The following is a 20,327-nucleotide window of genomic DNA, read 5'->3' on the forward strand; positions in this document are numbered from 1 at the left end:
CGCGTGGCGGGAGTGACTGGAAACTGCAACCGATTGCTGCGAAGGGCCGGAAAACGCTAAGGAACTGCCATGAACGAATTCGCCGCAATCATCCTGGCCGCGGGCAAGGGTACCCGCATGAAATCCAGCCTGCACAAGGTCCTGCACCCGATCGCCGGCCGTCCCATGCTCCATCACCTCATGGCCAGCGTCGAAACGCTCGGCCCCGCGCACAAGGTCGTCGTCGTCGGTGCGGGTCGGGAACAGCTGGAAGCGGCGCTGGGCGAGGATACGCGCACCTGTCTGCAAGAACCGCAGCTCGGCACGGGCCACGCGGTGCAGCAGGCGCGCGAGGCTTTGAACGGTTTTTCCGGCGACGTGCTGGTCATGTATGGCGACGTGCCGTTCGTGAAGCCATCGACGATGCAGGCCATGCTCGACCGGCTGCAGGCAAACGACGCGCCGGCGGCCGTGGTCCTGGGCTTCGCGCCGGAGGATCCGCTGCGCTACGGGCGTGTCCTGACCGATGAAGACGACCGGATCGTCAAGATGGTCGAGTTCAAGGATGCGAGCGAGGCGGAGCGGGCCTGTCCGCTGTGCAATTCCGGGCTTCTGGCGGCGCGGGCGGAAGAGCTGTTCGATCTTCTCGACCGCGTCGGCAACGAGAACGCGCAAGGGGAATACTACCTGCCGGACATCGTCAACATCGCGATTGCCGACGGGCGCACCTGCGCCGCGGTCAGGACGGAAGACCCGGCTGAGGTGGCAGGCATCAACAGCCGCGCCGAACTCGCCGCCGCCGAAGCGCAATGGCAGGCTGAGCAGCGCGAACACTGGATGGCGGAAGGCGCGACGCTAAAAGCGCCGGAGACCGTCTTCTTCAGCTACGATACGCAACTCGCGCGCGATGTCGTGATCGAGCCGAACGTGGTCTTCGGACCCGGGGTCACCGTGGCCGAGGGCGCGCGCATCAAGAGTTTCAGCCATATCGAAGGAGCCGCTATCGGGGAGGGTGCGCAAGTCGGCCCGTTCGCCCGCCTGCGGCCGGGTGCGAAGCTTGAGAAGGACGCGTTCGTCGGCAATTTCGTCGAGGTGAAGAATGCCGTGCTGCACGAAGGCGCGAAGGCCAGCCACCTGACCTATCTCGGTGATGCCGATGTCGGCGCTGAGGCCAATATCGGGGCGGGGACGATCACCTGCAATTACGATGGGTACTTCAAGTATCGCACGGAAATCGGACCGCGCGCCTTTATCGGATCGAACAGCGCGCTGATCGCGCCGGTGAAGATCGGGGCGGATGCGATCGTCGCTGCGGGAAGCGCCGTCAGCCGCGATGTCGCGGATGGCGAGATGCGGATGGTCCGGGCGGAACAGATGGTCAAACCGGGCTGGGCCGACCGGTTTCACGACACGATGAAGAAGAAAAAGGACGCTGCCCGGAAGGACAAGTCATGAAATCCAGATACGCGTTCGCTTACATTTTGGCCCTGGCTTCGGCCTCCTGCGGTTCCGCCGAGCAGGAGCCGCAGCAACAAGCCGGCGCCACCACGGATGCGGGCGAGGCCGTCCAGCCGGTTGCCGCAGCCACTCCCGCCGCTGCGCGCGCGACTCAGCCTGCCGCAACAGCGGCCCAGGTCGGATGCGGAGCGCAGGAAACGACGATCTTCTCTTGTGAGGTTGCGAACGGAAAGCGCATTGCCGTCTGCGGCGGATCGGGCGGCGCGGAATACCGGTATGGCGGCGATTCAGTCGAGATATCCATTCCGGCCGAGCGCTGGGCTAATGTCGCCTATTCGGGCGGCGGCGAAACGCAAATCTCGTTCCCGCGCGGGGATACCCGGTATATTGTCTTCAGTCGTATGGTGCGTACCAATTTCGAAGCGGGCGAGCCCAATGAGCCAGCGATGAGCGATGGGGTCATCGTGCTGCAGGGCGAAAATGTCCGGAACTTGCGGACCTGCACCGATGCGAACCAGCCGGGCATCGACATCGAGGCGATCAAAGGACGGGTCGAGCGGGCCGACGAGATATTCACGTACGAAACGGAGCGCGCCGACCGCCGGTGATCCGAGAAGCCCTGACCTGCTGGCTGTGCGATCGGCCGATCGCCAGCCGGCTGCAATGGCATCACCCCGTTCCCAAGTCGAAGCGGGGGCGGGAGACCGTCCCGGTGCACCCGATCTGCCACCGGACGATCCACGCAAATTTCACGAATGCCGAACTGGCACGCATCGGGACCGACCGCGAGAAGTTGCTGGAGCACCCTGCGATAGCGAGATTCGTGCGCTGGATCGGGGATAAACCTCCCGATTTTCACGCCCCGACGCGAAAGTGATGGACATTGCCCATCTTCTTTGCCACATTTTGGCCTGAATCTGGGACCCCAAGGTTCGCAACCCGTGGGCGAGCGAACACCCGGTTCACACCAAGGAGAGTACCATGAAGAAGATTGCTTTTATCGCCGCTCCGCTGGCCGCTTTGGCCCTCGTCGCTTGCGAACAGACCCCGGCCGAAGCCGAAGCCGACGTGGCCGAGCAGAAGGTCGAAGCGGCTGAAGACATCACCGAAGAAAAGGCCGACGTTCAGGAAGCCATGGGCAATGAAGAAGCTGCCGATGCCCTCGACGACCAGGCCGACGCCATGGGCGAACAGCGCGAAACGATGCCGGAAGACGGCGACGGCGATTCGCCGGCCGAATAATCGGTTGCCGGTCGCGGAAGGATTTCCTTCCTCGGCCACAAAAAAGGGGCGGGTCCAGCTTGCGCTGGCCCGCCCTTTTCTTTGCCTATCGTAAGCAGCGTTATCCGCCGGGCGTGCTCTCCGATCAGTCGGCGTTCGCCATGTCGGCATTGTCCATCAGGCGCTGCATGAAATAGACATACTGCAGGGCCTGCAGCTTGGCACGCTGTTCGTTGTCGACACCGCCGGAATGTCCGCCGGTCGTATCCTCGAAGTAGTAGTAGTCCTGGCCGAGCTCCTTTACCCGTGCGGCGCCCTTGCGGGCATGAGCAGGGTGGGTGCGGTCATCGGCGGTCGAGGCCCAGAAGAACGGCGCGGGATAGTCCTTGTTCTCCAACAGCTTCTGGTAGGGCGAATAGGGTTCGATCCAGGCGCGTTGTTCCGGAATTCGCGGGTCGCCATATTCGCCGATCCAGGATTCGCCCCTGCCGATCACGTGATAGCGGAGCATGTCGAACAGCGGGATCTGGACGATGGCCGCGTTGAACAGTTCGGGAGCCTGCGTGAACGCGGTGCCGACCAGCAGGCCGCCCTGCGAGCCGCCCATGATGCCCAGGTTCTGCGGACTGGTCAGGCCGCGTTCCTGCGCGTCGCGCGCGACATTGATGAAGTCGTCCCAGGTACGCTGCTTGTTCTCGCGAATGGCGGTCTGGTGCCATTCGGGGCCGAACTCGCCGCCGCCACGCAGGTTGGCGAGGATGTAGGCGCCGCCGTTCTCCAGCCAGAGCTTGCCGGTCGTGCCGAGATAGCCCGGAAGGCGGGGGATCTGGAAGCCGCCGTAGCCCGTCAGGATCGCCGGTGTGCCTGCATTCAGTTCCATGCCCTTGGGCTTCACCACGAAGTAGGGGATTTGCGCGTCGTCGGTGCTGGTGGCGACGTACTGCTCGACTTCCATGCCTTCGATCTCGAACTGCTCGGGGCTGGTCTTGAGGACCTGCGGAGCGGTGCTGCCATCTGTGTAGTAGAGCGTCGTCGGCGTCAGGAAGTCGCTGACCGTGAACATGATCTGGTCGGTTTCGTTGGACGTCGCCGCCACGCCGACCGTCGCATTATCGGGCAGATCGACCTCTTCGCTCACCCATTCGCCATCGACGTAGTCGAACTTCAGGATCTTGCCCTGAACGTTGTCGAGAAGGTTGATGTAGAGGCTATTCTTGGTGCTCGAACCGCCGCGTTTCGTCTGCCGGTCGCCCGGCGCCCAGACCAGCGTCTTCTTCGCGCCGTTCGGGTCGGCCTTCCATTCTTCGAGGTCTGCCGAGATCAGGGAGTCGGCCGGGAAGGTCTGTCCGTCCGTTTCCCAGTCGACATCGGTGGACATCAGGATCTGGCCGTCGATGATGCCGAACAGCCCGGACTTCTTCGGCATGTCCAGCTTCAGCCAGTCATTGTCCTTCCAGAAGAAGTACTCCGATTCGTGGAAGGACACGCCGCGGAATGCGGTGCGGCCGTGAATGGTGCCTTCGTTGTCGCGCAGCAGGCCCGCACCCGCCCAGACGTCGGTCGGCTCGCCGCGGAAGATTTCGCGCGCTTCCGACAGCGGCGTGCCGCGCTTCCATTCGCGTGTGGTGAAGGGATACTGGCTGCCGGTCAGCGTGTTTTCGCCGAAATCGCGCCCGACGAGCAGGGTGTTCTCGTCCACCCACTCCGCGCCGCCCTGGCTCTTCTCATCGATGACGAAGCCGCCATCGACGAAGGTGCCGGTGGCCATGTCGAATTCGCGCATGATGGTCGCGTCTTCGCCGCCATCGCTGAGCGAGATCATGCACCGCATCATGTCGGGCGGCAGGCAGGTCGACCCGCTGTAGACCCATTCGCGCCCTTCCGCCGCGGCCAGCGCGTCTATGTCGAGCACGGTTTCCCACTGCGGATCGTCGGTCTGGTAGCTTTCCAGCGTCGTGCGGCGCAGCAGGCCCTTCGGGTTCTGCTTGTCCTGCCAGAAATTGTACAGACCATCGGGCCGGATGGACACGAACGGGATCCGGTCCTCGCTATCGAGGATCGCAAGTGCTTCCGCCTTCAGTTCCTCGTAGCGAGGGTCCTGCGTCAGCGCCGCGGTGGTGCGGTCGTTCTCGTTCTCGACCCAGGCGAGCGCACGTTCGCTGCGCGCTTCCTCGAGCCAGATGTAAGGATCGTTTTCCGCTTCGGCCACGGTTTCTCCGGTGGTTTCGGTCTGCGCGAACGCGGCGTGCGGCATGGCGCCGAGCGACAGTGCGATCGCGAGCGCGCTGGTGGATACGAGTTTCATGAAATCGGCGTCCCTCTCCGTAATCTTCATGGGCCGCAGCCTAGCCGATTATCCGGTGAGGGGAAGGGCCGCTCTACGAACGGCCAATTCCTTCGGGCGAAGACGCCCTATCGGACGGGTTCGGTTGCCCGACCGGTCTCGATCGCATGGCCGCCCAGGAAGAGTTCCGGGACGGTCCACTTGTATACCGGACGGTTCGCGACAGTGCGGGTTTCGTCGGGTTCCCAGCTGCCCATCGAGAACCGCTGGCTGACCACGCGCGAACCGGGTTCGAGATCGAGCAGGCGAGGGCGCAGCCGGATGTTGAGCATGTCGCCGAGGAAGAGGGCAACTACGGTCGCGTCGGAGATGTCCGCCGTGAAGAGATCCGCCTCGCGGAATTCGACCAGATGCGAAACGCCTGCCTCTTCGGCGTTGCGGCGGGCACGTTCGACGAGGTCCGGATCGATTTCTATACCGACGGCGCGGATGCCATATTGTTTCGCTGCCGCGATGGGGATCCGGCCATCGCCCGATCCCAGATCGTACAGGACATCGTCGGGACCGATCTCGGCCATTTCCAGCATTGCGGAGACGACCGGCTCCGGCGTCGGCACGTAGTGGATGTCGCGCCGGAAGTCGTCGCATGCCGAGAGCAGGGGCATGCAAAGCAGGACGAAGAGGCAGGCGAGGGCGTGCCCATATCGGCGGACCGGCGCCATGGCGGGATCAGGCATAGGGTTACGTACGGGACGCTGGACCGGCGCTGTTGCAGCGTCAGCCTTCGACGTGCTCCGCCAGGACGGTCAGGCCGTTCTCGCCCACTTCGGCGAAGCCGCCACGGACCTCGATCGCCTCGGGCGTGGCGCCTTCGGTCTTGTAGACCTGCACGACGCCGTCGCGGATGGTGGACATGAAGGGCGCATGGCCCTCCAGCACGCCGAATTCCCCGTCGGTGCCGGGCACGACGACCATGTGTACGTCCTCCGACCGGACGAGCTTGGCGGGTGTGACGAGTTCGAAATGCAATGCCATGGTCAGTCCTTGGCCCCTCCCGCGTACGGGAGGGGAGAGAGGTTACGCGTCTTCGGCGAGCTTCTTGGCCTTTGCCACCGCCTGGTCGATGCCGCCGACCATGTAGAACGCGGATTCGGGCAGGTGGTCGTATTCGCCTTCGACCACTGCCTTGAACGAGGCAACGGTGTCTTCGAGCTGGACGAACTCGCCCGGGATGTTGGTGAACACTTCGGCCACGTGGAACGGCTGCGAGAGGAAGCGCTGGATCTTGCGCGCGCGGGCGACGGTCAGCTTGTCCTCTTCGCTAAGCTCGTCCATGCCGAGGATGGCGATGATGTCCTGCAGGCTCTTGTATTTCTGCAGTGTTTCCTGGACCTTACGGGCCGTTTCGTAGTGTTCGGTGCCGACGACGCGGGGTTCGAGGACGCGGCTGGTCGAATCGAGCGGGTCCACCGCCGGGTAGATGCCCAGCTCGGAGATCGCGCGGCTCAGCGTGGTCGTCGCGTCGAGGTGCGCGAAGGACGTGGCAGGCGCCGGGTCGGTAAGGTCGTCCGCGGGCACGTAGATCGCCTGGACCGAGGTGATCGAGCCCTTGGTGGTCGAGGTGATGCGTTCCTGCAGGTTGCCCATGTCGGTCGACAAGGTCGGCTGGTAGCCCACCGCCGACGGGATACGGCCGAGCAGTGCGGACACTTCCGAACCGGCCTGCGTGAAGCGGAAGATGTTGTCGACGAAGAACAGCACGTCCTGGCCTTCCACGTCGCGGAAATATTCCGCCATGGTCAGGCCCGACAGGGCGACGCGGGCACGCGCACCCGGGGGCTCGTTCATCTGGCCGAACACCAGCGCCACCTTGGAGCCTTCGGAGATGGCATTGCCTTCCTCGTCCTTGGCGATGACGCCCGCGTCGAGGAATTCGTGGTAGAGGTCGTTACCCTCGCGGGTACGCTCGCCCACGCCGGCGAAGACGGACACGCCGCCATGGCCCTTGGCGATGTTGTTGATCAGTTCCTGGATCAGCACGGTCTTGCCGACGCCAGCGCCGCCGAACAGGCCGATCTTGCCTCCCTTGGCGTAGGGGGCGAGGAGGTCGATGACCTTGATGCCGGTGACGAGGATGGCCGCTTCGGTCGACTGGTCGATGAATTCCGGCGCCTCGGCATGGATCGGGGCGGTCTGCTCTGCACCGATGGGGCCGCGCTCGTCGATCGCTTCGCCGACCACGTTCATGATCCGGCCCAGCGTCTTCGGACCCACGGGAACGCTGATCTGCGCGCCGGTGTTGACCACTTCCTGCCCGCGCACGAGACCATCGGTGCCGTCCATCGCGATGGTGCGGACGGTGTTTTCGCCGAGGTGCTGCGCGACTTCTAGGACCAGCGTGGTCTCGCCGTTGCGCGTTTCCAGCGCGGTGAGGATCGGCGGCAGTTCGCCTTCGAACTGCACGTCGACGACCGCGCCGATGACCTGCGCGATGGTGCCGTTAGGGCTCTGGTTGAGTACGGGTGCGGTGGCCATGTCGGTTTCCTTAGCCTTCGATTAAAGCGCTTCCGCGCCAGCAATGATTTCGATGAGTTCGGTGGTGATCGCGGCCTGGCGGCTGCGGTTGTACTGGATGTTCAGCTTCTTGATCAGGTCGCCCGCATTGCGCGTGGCGTTGTCCATGGCGGTCATCGAGGCGCCTTGCTCCGATGCCTCGCGCTCCAGCAGGGCGCCGAACAGCTGCGTCTTGACGTAGCGCGGCAGCAGTTCCTCGAGGATCTCCTCTTCGCCCGGTTCGTATTCCACCACCGCGTCGCCGCCGGTCCCGGCCTGTTCCTCGGGCGAGGGGACGGGGATCAGCTGGTCGACCGTGGGGTTCTGCACCAGCGCCGACTGGAAGACCGGGTAGACGAGATGGGCGACGTCGAACTCGCCCTTTTCGAACCGTTCGATCAGGTCGTCCGCGATCGCCTCTGCCTCGTCGAAGCCGGGCTGGCGGACCTCGCTGGTGTCGAACCACTTTTCGATCCGGTTCGCGTAGTCGCGCTTGATCGGCGCGCGGCCCTTCTTGCCGACGAGGTAGAACTGTACGTCCTTGCCTTCCGCCAGAAGCGCCTTCGCCCTGGCCTTGGCGGCCTTGACGATGTTGGCGTTCAACCCGCCGCACAGCCCCTTGTCGGTGTTGACCACCACCAGCAGGTTACGCTGGCGCGATCCGGTGCCGGACAGCAGCTTGGGTGCCCCGTCGCTGCTGACCTTGCCCGCAAGGCTCGCCATGACGCGCGTCAGCCGTTCCGCGTAGGGGCGCGCGGCTTCGGCCGCCGCTTGCGCACGGCGCAGCTTGGCCGCAGCGACCATCTGCTTCGCCTTGGTGATCTTCTGGGTCGACTTGACCGAGTTGATCCGGCCCTTGAGTTCCTTGAGAGAGGCCACGCGGCGGTACCCTTATGCGAACTGCTTGGCGAAGGCGTCGAGTGCCTTGACCGTGCGGTCCTTCACGTCATCCTCGAACTTCTTGCTCTCGCGGATGTCGGTCAGGATGTCGGCATGCTCGGTGCGCATGAAGCTGAGCATCGCGTCTTCGTATTCGGTCACGCGATCGACGGCCACATCGTCCAGGTAGCCATTGGTGCCGGCGAAGATCGACACGGTCTGCTCTTCGAACGGCATCGGGCTGAACTGCGGCTGCTTGAGCAGTTCGGTCAGGCGCGCACCGCGGTTGAGCAGCTTCTGCGTCGAGGCGTCGAGGTCCGAACCGAACTGCGCGAATGCCGCCATTTCGCGGTACTGCGCCAGCTCCAGCTTGATGGAGCCCGACACCTTCTTCATCGCCTTGGTCTGGGCGGCACCGCCGACGCGGGAAACCGACAGGCCGACGTTGATGGCCGGACGGATGCCCTGGTAGAACAGGTCCGTTTCGAGGAAGATCTGGCCGTCGGTGATCGAGATCACGTTGGTCGGGATGTAGGCCGACACGTCGCCCGCCTGCGTCTCGATGATCGGCAGCGCGGTCAGCGAACCGCCGCCTTCGGACTTGTTCATCTTCGCCGCGCGCTCGAGCAGGCGGCTGTGGAGGTAGAAGACGTCGCCCGGATAGGCTTCGCGGCCCGGCGGGCGGCGCAGCAGGAGCGACATCTGGCGGTAGGCGACGGCCTGCTTGGAAAGGTCGTCGTAGACGATCACGGCGTGCATGCCGTTGTCGCGGAAGAATTCGCCCATCGCGCAGCCGGTGTAGGGCGCGAGATACTGCAGCGGGGCCGGCTCAGACGCGGTCGCGGCGACGACGATGGTGTATTCCATCGCGCCGTTTTCCTCGAGCTGCTTGACGATCTGCGCCACGGTCGAACGCTTCTGGCCGACGGCGACGTAGATGCAGTAGAGCTTCTTGCCCTCGTCGTCGCCCTTGTTGACTTCCTTCTGGTTGATGAAGGTGTCGATCGCGACGGCGGACTTGCCGGTCTGGCGGTCGCCGATGATCAGTTCGCGCTGGCCGCGGCCGACGGGCACGAGCGCGTCGATCGCCTTGAGGCCCGACTGCACCGGCTCGGACACGGATTCGCGCGGGATGATGCCCGGCGCCTTCACTTCGACGCGGCTGCGCTGTGTGCTTTCGATCGGGCCCTTGCCGTCGATCGGGTTGCCGAGCGCGTCGACCACGCGGCCGAGCAGGCCTTTGCCGACGGGCACGTCCACGATGGTTTCGGTCCGCTTGACGCTGTCGCCTTCCTTGATCTCGGCATCCGAGCCGAAGATCACGACGCCGACATTGTCCGCTTCGAGGTTCAGGGCCATGCCCTGAACGCCATTGGCGAATTCGACCATTTCGCCGGCCTGCACCTTGTCCAGGCCGTGGATGCGGGCGATGCCGTCACCGACGGACAGGACGGAGCCGACTTCGCTGACTTCGGCCTGGGTGCCGAAGCTGGCGATCTGGTCCTTGATGACCTTGCTGATTTCTGCGGCGCGGATTTCCATGTCGAATTAGCCTTTCATGGCCTGCGTAAGCGAGTTGATACGGGTGCGGATCGAGCCGTCGATGCGCTTCGATCCGATGGTGACGACGAGCCCGCCGAGGAGGTCCGGATCGACACTGTGCGTCAGTTGCACGGTCCGGCCTTCGCGGGCGGTCAGTTTCTGCTTCAGCGTCGCGATCTGCTCGTCGGTCAGGGCGTGGGCGCTGCTGACTTCAGCGGCGATCTCGCCCCGCTGGGACGAGGCGATCGCGCGGAAGGCGCGGATGATCGCCGGAAGCGCGCCGAGGCGACGGTTGGACGCGAGCACGCCCAGGAAATTGAGCGTCAGTTCCGACAGGCCGAGATGCTTGCCGACCGCCTGCATCGCGGCGCCCTGGGCCGAACGGCTCAGTTCCGGATTGGCGGTGGCGGCGCGCAGGTCTTCCGATTCGGCGAGCGCGGCGCGCAGCGTCTCGAGATCGGTTTCGACTGCAGTGACGGTGCCGTTTTCCGACGCGAGGTCGAACAGCGCGGACGCATAGCGCCCCGCAAGGCTAGCCTTGATACCGGCGGAAATCTCCACGCGTTCTCGTCCTTCCAGGATCGGGAAAAATTACGATACGATCCGCTTGCCGTCTCGCCCCGGTGAGGGCGGCGAATCCGATCGCCGCCAGGGCCATCCGGCAAGGTTGGCGCGCGACTAGCAGGGGGCTTGCCGCGATGCAAGTTGGCTGGCGGTTGCGAAAACCGGACGGTGTGTTTCCGCGAACGTAAGCCGGCCGCGTTCCGCTATTCGCGCGGTTCGCACCGGTAGACGAGCCTTTCGTTGGGGCTGGCCGGCAGTTCGCTGAGCACCGCGCCCTGAAGATCGCCCAGCCGGTTCGCCCCGCCGTCCGAATTGCAGGACGGGGCGTTGTACCGGCCGCGTTCCTCTCGCGCTTCCTCCATGGCGGCGCGCCCCAGCAGGTACCGGTCGACCGTGTAGGTCCGCGTTTCCGGATCGTACCGATTGACCGAAACGGTGGATTCCTCGTTCGGCACGAGGACGCGCGACCAGTCGCCGTTCAACTTCCCGTATTGCGTGCGCCCGTTGACGCAGCCGGTGGCGGTCCATTCGAAATCGACCTCGCGCGCCGGGGCCGTGGTGATGCGGCTGCGGTCCGGTTCGAGCGTGCAGGTGAGGTCGCCCGTGCCTTCGGACGCGGCTTCCTGCGGCGTTTCCGTTTCCTCGGCCATCGCGGCGTTGACGCGCCGCTCCACGTCCTCGACGCCGGGCCGGGTGAGCCAGGCCGCCAGCGCCGCGAAGATCGCGATGGCGGCGGCCAGCGCGGCGACGACCGGTTTCCAGCGGGCTTCGGCAGCGCGCAGCGTCCATGCCGCGAGCGCCGCGCCGAAGCCGACCAGCGCGAGCACGAATGCGAGTGCGAGATGGTTCTCGCTCTCGTTCTGCACTTCCATCGTGGCGGTCAGCCTTGCCTGCTCGAGCTTGTCGCGCCGCGCGCTTTCCGACCGTTCGAGCCGCGAGCGGGCATCTTCCTGCTCGGCATTCAGCCGCTGGCGCTCGGCCGCCTCGACTTCGGCCAGGCTGCGGCAGGGCTGTTCGTTGACGGTGGCGGATACGCCGTTCGCGCGCAGGAACGGGCGCAGTTCCTGCATCGAGACGGCGAAGAAGAATTCGGCATCGACGCCGCCCGTCTCCGCGCCGAAGCTGTTGACGCCGAGGACGCGGCCGCAGGAATCGAGCAGCGGACCGCCCGAATTGCCGCGCCCGATGGCGGCGGTGTGCAGGATCGTGTCGAATTCGCGGCTGGGCCGGGTGCCCGACAGGAACCCGCGGCTCTTCACCGGCGGCTGGGAACGCAGGAGGTCGCCCATGCTGAGGCCCTGCGCCCGGTCGACATTCATCGGGTAGCCCACTGCATAGGCCTCGCTGCTGTCGGCCGGGACCGCGCCCGCGAGCGTCAGTGGCGGCAGCCGGAGGCCTTCGGTGATCTCGAGCAGGGCGAGGTCGCTTTCCGACCGGGTGGAGACGATGCGCGCGAAGCTCCCCTCGGCACCGTCGGACGGCACGATTCCGACGCGCAGGCGCGGATCGCGGGTCGCTTCCTCGATCACGTGGTTGTTGGTGACGACCATGGTCGGGGAAACGGCGAACCCGCTGCCGTGGCCGACGAGGAACAGCTCCTCCCCGTCCGAACCCACGATCACGACCCGCACCACGCCGCGCGCCGCCGCGTCGATATCGGACGGATCTGCCATGGCGGGGCCCGCCGTCGCGATGGTGGCCAGGGCCAGCATCAATGCGGCGATCCATCGTTTCATCGTGATCAAGCGCTTCATTCCCGTACCGTCCGTATTTCGGGCCCGAGCCTACATCGAAACTGCGCCGAATCGAACCCCATCTAAAATTGATCCGAGACTTCGCCGCTTTCCGCCTGTAACGCCTTGGGCGATGGAAATTTGGAGGATTCCGATGCGGAAGACGGTTTTTGCCCTGGGCGCGGCGCTGGTCATGCTGGGCGGGTGCGACCAGATCCGGGACGCCGTCGGCGGCGAGCCGGAAGAGGGCGCGGCGACCGGTCAGGCGACGACGATCAGCTTCAATCTCGGCAATGGCGAGGTGCAGATCCCCGCGCCCGAAGGCTTCTGCGTGCGCGACATCGACAACGACCAGACCGCCGCGCTGCAGGCCCAGATCGACGTGGCGAACGACCTCGTCGGCTATTTCGAACGCTGCGGCGAGGAACAGACCGTCGAATACGTGTTGGTCAAGATCCCGCGCGACGTGCCGACCGGCCTGACCAAGGACCAGTTCCTCGACGGCATGGAGCAGGAACTGTCCTCTCCCGAAGTCCAGGCGCAGCTCGACAAGGGGATCGAGCAGGCGAGCCGGAACGCGGGCGACGTGCGCATATCGGGCAACGACATCGGCTATCGCGGCCGGGACGAGGACTGCATCTATATCGGCGGCAACGTGCAGGTCGTGGCGGAAGACGTGACGGTCAGCGGCCCTGCGGCAACCTGCCTGACGGCGGCGAACGGCCAGGCCTTCTCCGTCAGCAGTTACGACCATTCGGACGATCCGGTTTCGCTCGACGACCTGAAGGCGCGCAGCCGGGCAGTGGCCGCATCGCTCACGCCGTAACCCGAGCGTCGACATTGACCGCATGTTTCGGGATGCGGGCGGATCCGGATCACGGCATGCCTTGCGCCTCGCACTGCACGGGGTAGGCACATGGACGCCATGACGATCGAACTGACCGACGAGGACCGCTGGCAAATCGCGCTCGCGAAGGACCGGCGGTACGACGGCTCCTTCGTCACCGGCGTGCATTCTACCGGCATCTATTGCCGCCCCAGTTGCCCCGCGCGGGCACCGTTGCGCGAGAACGTGCGCTTCTACCGCTCGCCCGAGGATGCACGCGATGCTGGCCTGCGCGCCTGCAAGCGATGCGCGCCCGACGGCCAGTCGAGAGAGGAAGCGGCCGTGCAGCAAGCCGTCCGCACGCTGCGCTCGAGCGAAGCGCCGGTGGCACTCGCGGTGCTGGCGGAGGCGGCCGGATACTCGCCGGCGCATTTCCAGCGCCTGTTCCTCCGGCAGACGGGCCTTTCGCCTGCGGCCTTCTTCCGTGCGATCCGCCGGGAGCGTGCGAACGCGGCTCTCGCGCATACCGGAACCGTGACCGAAGCGATCTATGATGCGGGCTTTTCCGCACCTTCGCGGTTCTACGACGATAGAAAAGGAGGGGACGCCATGAGCGCATCGGTCTGGCTTCGCGGAGGGGAGGGCGTGACGATCCGGTGGGCGAAAGCGGAAACCTCGCTGGGGTCGCTGCTCGTCGCGGCGACGGACAAGGGCGTGTGTCGCCTCTCCTTCGGCGAGGATGCGGACGATCTGCGGCAGCGCTTCCCCAAGGCCGAACTCGAGGAAGGCGGATCGGATTTCGCCGCCCTCGTCCAACGCGTCGTCGATGCGGTCGAACGACCGGGAGGCGGGCAGGACATACCGCTCGACGTGAAGGGCACCGCCTTCCAGGAAGCGGTCTGGACCGCCCTCCGCGAAATCCCGGCGGGCGAGACGCGCACCTATTCGCAGATCGCGGCGGCGGCGGGCAATCCGGCGGCGGTCCGCGCGGCGGGCAGTGCCAATGGGGCCAACAACGTGGCGGTCCTGATCCCGTGCCACCGCGTCATCCGCAGCGACGGCTCCATCGGCGGATACGCCTACGGAACCGACATCAAGCGCGAACTGCTGAACCGCGAACGCGGCGGCTGATCAGCGGCCCGCGCGGGGCGGCGTTCAGCGCGCGTAATCCGGTCCTGCCGGCGTCAGCCCGTCGAGGAAGGCCTGGGCGGTATCGCGATAGGCGTCCTTCTTCTCGTCGCCCATCCGGTCCCAGGTCGCATAGACCCGGCCGACCCGGTGATTGCTTTCCAGCCGGTCGCGATGGCGGTCCATGAAATGCCAGTACAGCGAGTTGAAGGGGCAGGATCCTTCGCCCGTCTTCTTGCTGACCGAATAGGTGCATTCCTTGCAGTAGTCGGACATCTTGTTGATGTAGTTGCCCGACGCGGCATAGGGCTTGGTCGCCAACTTGCCGCCATCGGCGTAGAGGATCATCGCGGCGACATTGGGCAGCTCGACCCACTCGTAGGCGTCGGCATAGACGACCAGGTACCAGTCCTGGACTTCCGACGGATCGATCCCCGCCAGCAGGCAGAAATTGCCGAGTACCATCAGCCGCTGGATATGATGCGCGTGGGCATTGTCGCGGGTCGACCGGATGCAGTCCGCAAGACACCGCATGTCCGTTTCACCGGTCCAGAAGAACTCCGGCAGGCCGCGCTGCGCGTTGAGCGCGTTGGCCTTTTGCAGGTGGGGCATGTGGTACCAGTAGAAGCCGCGGATATATTCGCGCCAGCCGATGATCTGCCGCACGAAACCCTCGACCGAATTGATCGGCGCCTTGCCGTCCCGGTAGAGTTTCTCCGCGCGTTCGCACAGGTCGATCGGATCGAGCAGGCCCAGATTGAGGCTGGTCGAGAGGATCGAGTGATAGAGGTCGTCCTGCCCGTGGACCATCGCGTCCTCGTACGGGCCGAACTTCTCCAGCCGTTCGGAGAGAAACGCATCCGCGGCCTTTTCCGCCTGATCGCGCGTCACCGGCCATTCGAAGCTTTCCAGGCTGCCGAAATGGTCCCCGAACCGGTCCTCGACCAGTTCGATGACCTCGCGCGTGATATCGTCGGGTTCGAATGTCGGGCGCGGGGGAGGGTCGAGGCCGTCCTTCGGGGGTGGTTCGCGATTGTCCTTGTCGAAATTCCAGTCGCCGCCAGCCGGCTTGCCGTCCTCGTTCATCAGCAGGCCGGTCTTGCGCCGCATGTCGCGGTAGAAGCTCTCCATCGTCAGGTGCGCCTCGCGCCCGTCCGCCCATTCGCGGAACTCCGCTATGGGGCAGACGAACCGGTCGTCGGGCAGGATCTCGACTTCGCAATCGAACTTGTCCGCCCATTCCTCCATCTGCTGCTGGACCCGCCATTCGCCCGCTTCCACGACATGGATGGCGCGCGGATCATGTTCCTCTACCGCGCGGGCGACTTCCCCGGTGAAACTGCCCGCATTCCCGTCATCATCGAGGCGTACGTAATCGACCGTCCAGCCCGCATCTTCCAGCTCCGCGGCGAAGTGGCGCATGGCGGAGAAGATCAGCACGATCTTCTGCTTGTGATGCTTGACGTAGGTCGCCTCGTCCATGACCTCCATCATCAGGACGACCGTATCGTCCTTGGTCCGCCCGCGCAGGGACGCGAGCGTGCGGGTCAGCTGGTCGCCGAGGATCGGGACGAGGATCGGCTGGTCTTTTTCGGAAGGCATGCGGGGTGAACGCGCGCGAAGGGGGTCGGTGCCTGTCTGCAGCCTACAGGAGCGACGGCTGTTCCGGTTTGCGCGATTTCGTCCACGGCTCGGCCGTCCGCTCGATGGATAGCGGACCTTCCCACGGACGGCACAGGCCCAGGGCGGCCTGCGGATCGGCGCCCAGCCAGACCGATTCCCCTTCCGGGGACAGGATGACCGGCATCCGGTCGTGCACGCCGTCCACGGCTGCGCTCGCCTCGGTCATCACCAGCGAATAGCTTTCCCCCCATTCGTCCGAATTGCGCCAGATGCCGGCGCAGGCGAACAGCGGGCGGTCGGGAACGCGGAACCAGGTCCGGGTCTTGCCGCCTGCCGGCCCTTCGGCCTCGGCAAAGGCGTCCATGGGGATGAGGCAGCGCCGGCTTTCGAAACTGCTGCGCCAGAAGCCGCCGCCAAGCTTGTCCGTCCGGGCGTTGTTGATCGGCTTGGGCTTGAGCGGCTGCCCCTTCGCGCCCTTGCGCTGAAGGGGGAAACCCCAGACCATCGACGCGATCCGGTCGGGCAGCACCACGAGGCCGGGATAGCCGGGATAGACCTCGTCCGCGAAATTCGCCCCGGACGCCCCCGTAATATCGAACAGCCGCGCAACCTCGTCGACGTTTCGCGTCATGCGGTAGAGGTTACACATGGTCGGAAGGCCCGCCGTGGTTCTGGCCTTGCGGACAGAACCCTATTGTTCCGCATCTGCGTCCGCGTCCAAGCCTTCTTCGGCATCCTCGATTACATCCTCTATTCCATCACTTTGCGAAGCGGACCCCCTATCTCGCATGTTTTCGAACCGCTCCAGTACGGCCTTTCCGTAGGCGCCCCTGTGTGGATCATTGGCCAGAAAGCGCACCAGACCGATCGCTTCTTCGAAATTGCCTTCATTGGCCAGGTGGTGGGCGTAAGCTACGCGTGCTTCGACCGCCTCGGGCGCCATAGCAAACGCAGCCTCGTAGGAGATGCCGGTGTATTCGCTGCGCTTGCCCTGTCGATCGAAGCTTCTGGCAAAATGATACAGCGGGAAGGGATCGAGCGGATCGGCCTTGTTTGCCAGAAGCATCTTCTGGCGGGCCTGATCCCACCCTTCGTTTTCGTAATCTCCGGCTTCCGAGAGGCGATCGACTTCCATGATCGCGCTGTAGACGTTTGCGTGCGGGTGGTCCGGATCGAGTTCCAGTGCTTTTTCGAACGAAGCGAGAGCAGCGGTGGTATCCGACGAGGCAGTTTCATCACCGTCGCGTCCTTCACCGTTCGCCAAACGGTATTCGGCGAGCCCGAGAAGGTAATGAGTTTGCGCCAAAGCGGCATCGTGGGTTGCCAGATCGGCCAGTTCATCCCGTGCTTCCAAGAGCGAAGCGGGGCTAAGGACTTCCATTTCCAGTTCAACAAGCTTTGACGCTGCATCATCCAGAGAGACGATTTCGATTGCATCACGATATTTCAGCGGACTGCTGGATTTCGAATATGTCATCCGCTGTTTGGGATAGCTGCGCATCTGGCTGTCGAGCTTATCGAGATCGCCGAAGGCTTGCTCCGCAGCGATCAACGGATCGATCCCGGAATTGATCAGGCCGAGATACCGGCCAAGCTGATCGCCATGCTCTCTTTCCTTCGAATAAAGCATGTGCGTGAGAATCCAACTCCAGCCGTAGAAAGCGTTGCGGGCTCCCCCTTCGATCTCGCTAGCAGGCTTTGTGAGCAAATCACGAACGTCGATAGCTCCGAAGTACTCGATCTCTCCAGCGCGATGGTGCGCTGGTTTTCCAAAGTACCATTCATCGTTCTTCTTGAATTCCGCCGTTGCCACAAATTCCGCAAAACCCTCCACGAACCATGCAGGCGCTGGGATCGAGAAATTGTTGAAGAAGAAATGATGTGCGTACTCGTGGAAAAGGGTTTCCTTGCCGGAGAGAGAGAACTTGTTACGTGTCTGCTCCCGGTTACTGACCGCAAAGCTGCCTTCGACGCTGGGGCGGTAGAACCCGGCGACATTTTCGCTCCCGTGCAGGTTTTCGACCTGATTGGCGCTGGACACCATGTAAATATCGAGCTTGGTTGGTTGGTCGACCACGGGTCTCTTGAACAGCATCCGAAGAAGAGCATCGAATTTTTCGACCTCGCGGGCAAAATCTTCCAGATCGGACTTGCTACCATCGCTATAGATCCGGAAGTGATGGGTATCGGCGCGATGCCAAGTGTCTGCCAAGGCTGCAGGTGCCAGCCCGATAGCCAGAAAAGCAGCGGCGACTTTCGCGAAAAAATGCATGAGTTCTCCCCTCCTCGGTAGAATGGCGGCCCTGCACTGGCTTCGCAACCTCCTTTTTAATCAGCCAGTTCAAACGAAGCTGTAGGGGTCGATGTCCACGCTGACCCGGACGCCGCGCGGGAACTGGAGCTGGCCGAGCCATTGCCGGATCACGTCCTGCACCTGCGCGCTGCGGCGGGCGTTGAGCAGCAGGCGATAGCGATAGCGTCCGCGCAGCAATGCCATGGGGGCGGGCGCGGGGCCGAGCACGGCGATTTCGGGATGGTCCGGCCGGGTGCCGCCGATCGCGCGGGCCGCTTCCTTCGCTTCGGCCTCGTCCTCGGACGACACGATGATGGCGGCCCAGCGGCCGAAGGGCGGGGCACCCGCGTGGCGGCGGGCTTCGGTTTCGGCCTCGTAGAAGGCGTCGCGGTCGCCATCGGCGAGTGCCGCGATGACCGGTGCCTCCGGGTGCCGTGTCTGGATCAGGACCTCGCCCGGCTTCTCCCCGCGGCCGGCGCGCCCGGCGACCTGCGCGACCTGCTGGTAGGTGCGTTCGGCCGCGCGCAGGTCGCCCCCTTCGAGGCCGAGATCCGCATCGACCACGCCGACGAGCGTCAGGTCGGGAAAGTGGAAGCCCTTGGTTACAAGCTGGGTGCCGACGATGACGTCGATCTCCTTCGCTTCGGCGCTGGCGACGAACTGGGCCGCTTTCTCGGGCGAACTGAGCGTATCGCTCGTCGCCACAGCCACCCGGGCGTCCGGCAGGATCTCCGCCACCTCGTCCGCGATCCGCTCCACGCCCGGACCGCAGGCGACGAGGCAGTCCTTCTCGCCGCATTCGGGGCAGGTCGCGGGAGGCGCGGTCTCGTGACCGCAGTGATGGCAGGCGAGCTTGCGGCTGAACCGGTGCTCGACCAGCCAGGCGCTGCAATTGTCGCACTGGAAGCGGAAGCCGCAATTGCGGCACAGCGTCAGCGGGGCGTAGCCGCGCCGGTTGAGGAACAGCAGCGTCTGTTCCTGCTTTTCCAGCCGCTTGAACATTTCGCGCGTCAGGGGCGGCGCCAGCCAGCGTCCGGGTTCCGGCTTTTCCTCGGTCAGATTGACCAGCTTGATGTCGGGCATCTGCGCGCCGCCGAACCGGCTGGGAAGGTCGAGCTTCCGGTAGGTCCCGCTCTCCGCCATCTGCATCGTCTCCAGCGCGGGGGTGGCGCTGGCGAGGACCACGGGGATGCCTTCGAACCGCGCCCGCATCACGGCGACGTCGCGTGCATTGTAGCGAACGCCGTCATCCTGTTTGAAACTGATTTCGTGCGCTTCATCGACAACGATGAGACCCAGCGCGGCATAGGGCAGGAACAGCGCCGACCGGGCGCCGACCACGACCTGCGCCCGGCCTTCCGCGATCGCCCGCCAGGCGCGGCGGCGTTCGGTCGACTTGAGCGAGCTGTGCCACACGATCGGCGGCGCCCCGAAGCGATCCTCGAACCGCCGCAGGAACGCTTCCGTCAGGGCGATTTCGGGCAGGAGGACCAGCGTCTGCCGCTTCGCGCGCAGGGCCGCGGCGATGGGTTCGAAATAGGTCTCGGTCTTGCCGGAGCCGGTCACGCCGTCGAGCAGGATCGGCGCGAATTCGCGCTTCTCGACTGCGGTAACGAGTTCCGCGGCAACGTCCTGCTGCACTGCGCTCAGTTCCACCTGGGCGTGTCCGGGATCCGCCTTGGGGTAGGGCCGGTCGATATCGACTTCGACCGGTTCGAGGACCCCCTGGTTGACGAGGCCGCGCAAGACGCCGTCCGAAACATCGGCCAGTTCCGCCAGCTCGCGAATGGTCGCCTGTTCGCCCTGCAGCGCGTCCATCGCCTGTTCCCGCTTGGCCGTCATGCGGTCCGGCTCGAGGCCCGACAGGCGGTATTCGGTCGTGGTCCGCGGCCCCGACAGCGCGCCGCCCGACGCGATGACCATGCGCGCGACCGATGCCAGCGACGCGCAGTAATAGTCCGCGGTCCACTCGATCAGCCGCCGCAGCTCGAAACTGACGGGGGGAACGGGCAGCACCTGAAGGAGGGGGCGCAGCTTGGCATCCGCCACCGGCTCCGTCGGGAGGCGGTCCTCCTCCCATGCTATCCCAACGATCTGGCGCGGCCCCAGGGGGGCGAGCACCATCGCGCCGGGCTCGACGGTCATGCCGTCGGGCACACGATAATCCAGCGGGCCGAGCGCGGCGTTGAAGACAAGGAGTCGGACACGGTTCATGGAGCGCTGCCAATATGGCAAGTTGCAGGC

At 64.9% G+C, this 20,327-nt stretch carries 18 protein-coding genes; 6 read left to right on the forward strand and 12 right to left on the reverse strand.

The genetic code is table 11. The features are described 5' to 3' along the window. Positions 1 to 69 precede the first annotated feature (69 nt). The 4 genes from glmU to AB1K63_RS00980 all read left to right on the forward strand — a co-directional run bounded on the left by glmU (position 70) and on the right by AB1K63_RS00980 (position 2,679). Entirely contained in the window at positions 70 to 1,434 is a 1,365-nt protein-coding gene (gene glmU / locus AB1K63_RS00965; protein ID WP_366958026.1) for a bifunctional UDP-N-acetylglucosamine diphosphorylase/glucosamine-1-phosphate N-acetyltransferase GlmU, read from the forward strand. Then, positions 1,431 to 2,045, forward strand: a complete 615-nt coding sequence (locus tag AB1K63_RS00970; protein ID WP_366958027.1) for a hypothetical protein — start codon at positions 1,431 to 1,433, stop codon at positions 2,043 to 2,045. Before glmU ends, AB1K63_RS00970 begins: the two co-directional genes overlap by 4 nt. Continuing rightward, complete coding sequence (locus tag AB1K63_RS00975; RefSeq protein ID WP_366960619.1) at positions 2,045 to 2,314, forward strand: HNH endonuclease; 270 nt, start codon at positions 2,045 to 2,047, stop codon at positions 2,312 to 2,314. Before AB1K63_RS00970 ends, AB1K63_RS00975 begins: the two co-directional genes overlap by 1 nt. 104 nt (positions 2,315 to 2,418) lie before the next feature. Continuing rightward, positions 2,419 to 2,679, forward strand: a complete 261-nt coding sequence (locus AB1K63_RS00980) for a hypothetical protein (RefSeq protein ID WP_366958028.1) — start codon at positions 2,419 to 2,421, stop codon at positions 2,677 to 2,679. A 124-nt stretch (positions 2,680 to 2,803) separates the two neighbouring features. Here the strand turns inward: AB1K63_RS00980 and AB1K63_RS00985 are convergent, their stop codons facing one another. The 8 genes from AB1K63_RS00985 to AB1K63_RS01020 all read right to left on the reverse strand — a co-directional run bounded on the left by AB1K63_RS00985 (position 2,804) and on the right by AB1K63_RS01020 (position 12,234). Further along, positions 2,804 to 4,963 carry a prolyl oligopeptidase family serine peptidase gene (locus tag AB1K63_RS00985; RefSeq protein WP_366958029.1) on the reverse strand — a complete coding sequence of 720 codons (2,160 nt, stop codon included), beginning with the start codon at positions 4,961 to 4,963 and terminating at the stop codon, positions 2,804 to 2,806. Positions 4,964 to 5,070: 107 nt separating this feature from the next. Further along, positions 5,071 to 5,607 (reverse strand): class I SAM-dependent methyltransferase, encoded by a 537-nt coding sequence (locus AB1K63_RS00990; RefSeq protein WP_366958030.1) that lies wholly within the window; start codon positions 5,605 to 5,607, stop codon positions 5,071 to 5,073. Between the two features lie 112 nt (positions 5,608 to 5,719). Continuing rightward, positions 5,720 to 5,977: an ATP synthase F1 subunit epsilon gene (locus tag AB1K63_RS00995; RefSeq protein ID WP_366958031.1), complete on the reverse strand. Its 258-nt coding sequence runs from the start codon at positions 5,975 to 5,977 to the stop codon at positions 5,720 to 5,722. 42 nt (positions 5,978 to 6,019) lie between these two features. Beyond that, on the reverse strand, positions 6,020 to 7,477 hold the full coding sequence (atpD, locus tag AB1K63_RS01000; RefSeq protein WP_366958032.1) for a F0F1 ATP synthase subunit beta: 1,458 nt from the start codon (positions 7,475 to 7,477) through the stop codon (positions 6,020 to 6,022). 21 nt (positions 7,478 to 7,498) lie between these two features. After that, on the reverse strand, positions 7,499 to 8,374 hold the full coding sequence (locus AB1K63_RS01005) for a F0F1 ATP synthase subunit gamma (protein WP_366958033.1): 876 nt from the start codon (positions 8,372 to 8,374) through the stop codon (positions 7,499 to 7,501). A 12-nt stretch (positions 8,375 to 8,386) separates the two neighbouring features. Further along, positions 8,387 to 9,916, reverse strand: a complete 1,530-nt coding sequence (atpA, locus tag AB1K63_RS01010; RefSeq protein ID WP_366958034.1) for a F0F1 ATP synthase subunit alpha — start codon at positions 9,914 to 9,916, stop codon at positions 8,387 to 8,389. Between the two features lie 6 nt (positions 9,917 to 9,922). Then, positions 9,923 to 10,477, reverse strand: coding sequence for a F0F1 ATP synthase subunit delta (locus AB1K63_RS01015; RefSeq protein WP_366958035.1), 555 nt, complete (start codon positions 10,475 to 10,477; stop codon positions 9,923 to 9,925). Positions 10,478 to 10,683: 206 nt separating this feature from the next. After that, the gene (locus tag AB1K63_RS01020; protein ID WP_366958036.1) at positions 10,684 to 12,234 is read right to left on the reverse strand and encodes a serine protease; all 1,551 of its coding nucleotides are present in this window, start codon (positions 12,232 to 12,234) and stop codon (positions 10,684 to 10,686) included. Positions 12,235 to 12,367: 133 nt separating this feature from the next. Here AB1K63_RS01020 and AB1K63_RS01025 point away from each other — a divergent pair, with 133 nt between their 5' ends. Beyond that, complete coding sequence (locus tag AB1K63_RS01025) at positions 12,368 to 13,039, forward strand: hypothetical protein (protein ID WP_366958037.1); 672 nt, start codon at positions 12,368 to 12,370, stop codon at positions 13,037 to 13,039. A gap of 90 nt (positions 13,040 to 13,129) precedes the next feature. Further along, on the forward strand, positions 13,130 to 14,170 hold the full coding sequence (gene ada, locus AB1K63_RS01030) for a bifunctional DNA-binding transcriptional regulator/O6-methylguanine-DNA methyltransferase Ada (protein WP_366958038.1): 1,041 nt from the start codon (positions 13,130 to 13,132) through the stop codon (positions 14,168 to 14,170). 24 nt (positions 14,171 to 14,194) lie between these two features. Here the strand turns inward: ada and AB1K63_RS01035 are convergent, their stop codons facing one another. The 4 genes from AB1K63_RS01035 to AB1K63_RS01050 form a co-directional block, all read right to left on the reverse strand. Next, on the reverse strand, positions 14,195 to 15,769 hold the full coding sequence (locus tag AB1K63_RS01035) for a cryptochrome/photolyase family protein (protein WP_366958039.1): 1,575 nt from the start codon (positions 15,767 to 15,769) through the stop codon (positions 14,195 to 14,197). A 43-nt stretch (positions 15,770 to 15,812) separates the two neighbouring features. After that, positions 15,813 to 16,439, reverse strand: coding sequence for an SOS response-associated peptidase family protein (locus tag AB1K63_RS01040; protein WP_366958040.1), 627 nt, complete (start codon positions 16,437 to 16,439; stop codon positions 15,813 to 15,815). Positions 16,440 to 16,481: 42 nt separating this feature from the next. After that, a complete protein-coding gene (locus AB1K63_RS01045; protein WP_366958041.1) occupies positions 16,482 to 18,062 on the reverse strand; it encodes a hypothetical protein in 1,581 nt (526 codons plus the stop codon). A 69-nt stretch (positions 18,063 to 18,131) separates the two neighbouring features. After that, positions 18,132 to 20,297, reverse strand: a complete 2,166-nt coding sequence (locus tag AB1K63_RS01050; protein WP_366958042.1) for a primosomal protein N' — start codon at positions 20,295 to 20,297, stop codon at positions 18,132 to 18,134. Positions 20,298 to 20,327: the final 30 nt, after the last annotated feature.

Origin of the sequence: Qipengyuania sp. JC766 (assembly GCF_040717445.1) — a bacterium.
In the GTDB taxonomy this organism is placed as follows: Bacteria; Pseudomonadota; Alphaproteobacteria; order Sphingomonadales; family Sphingomonadaceae; genus JC766.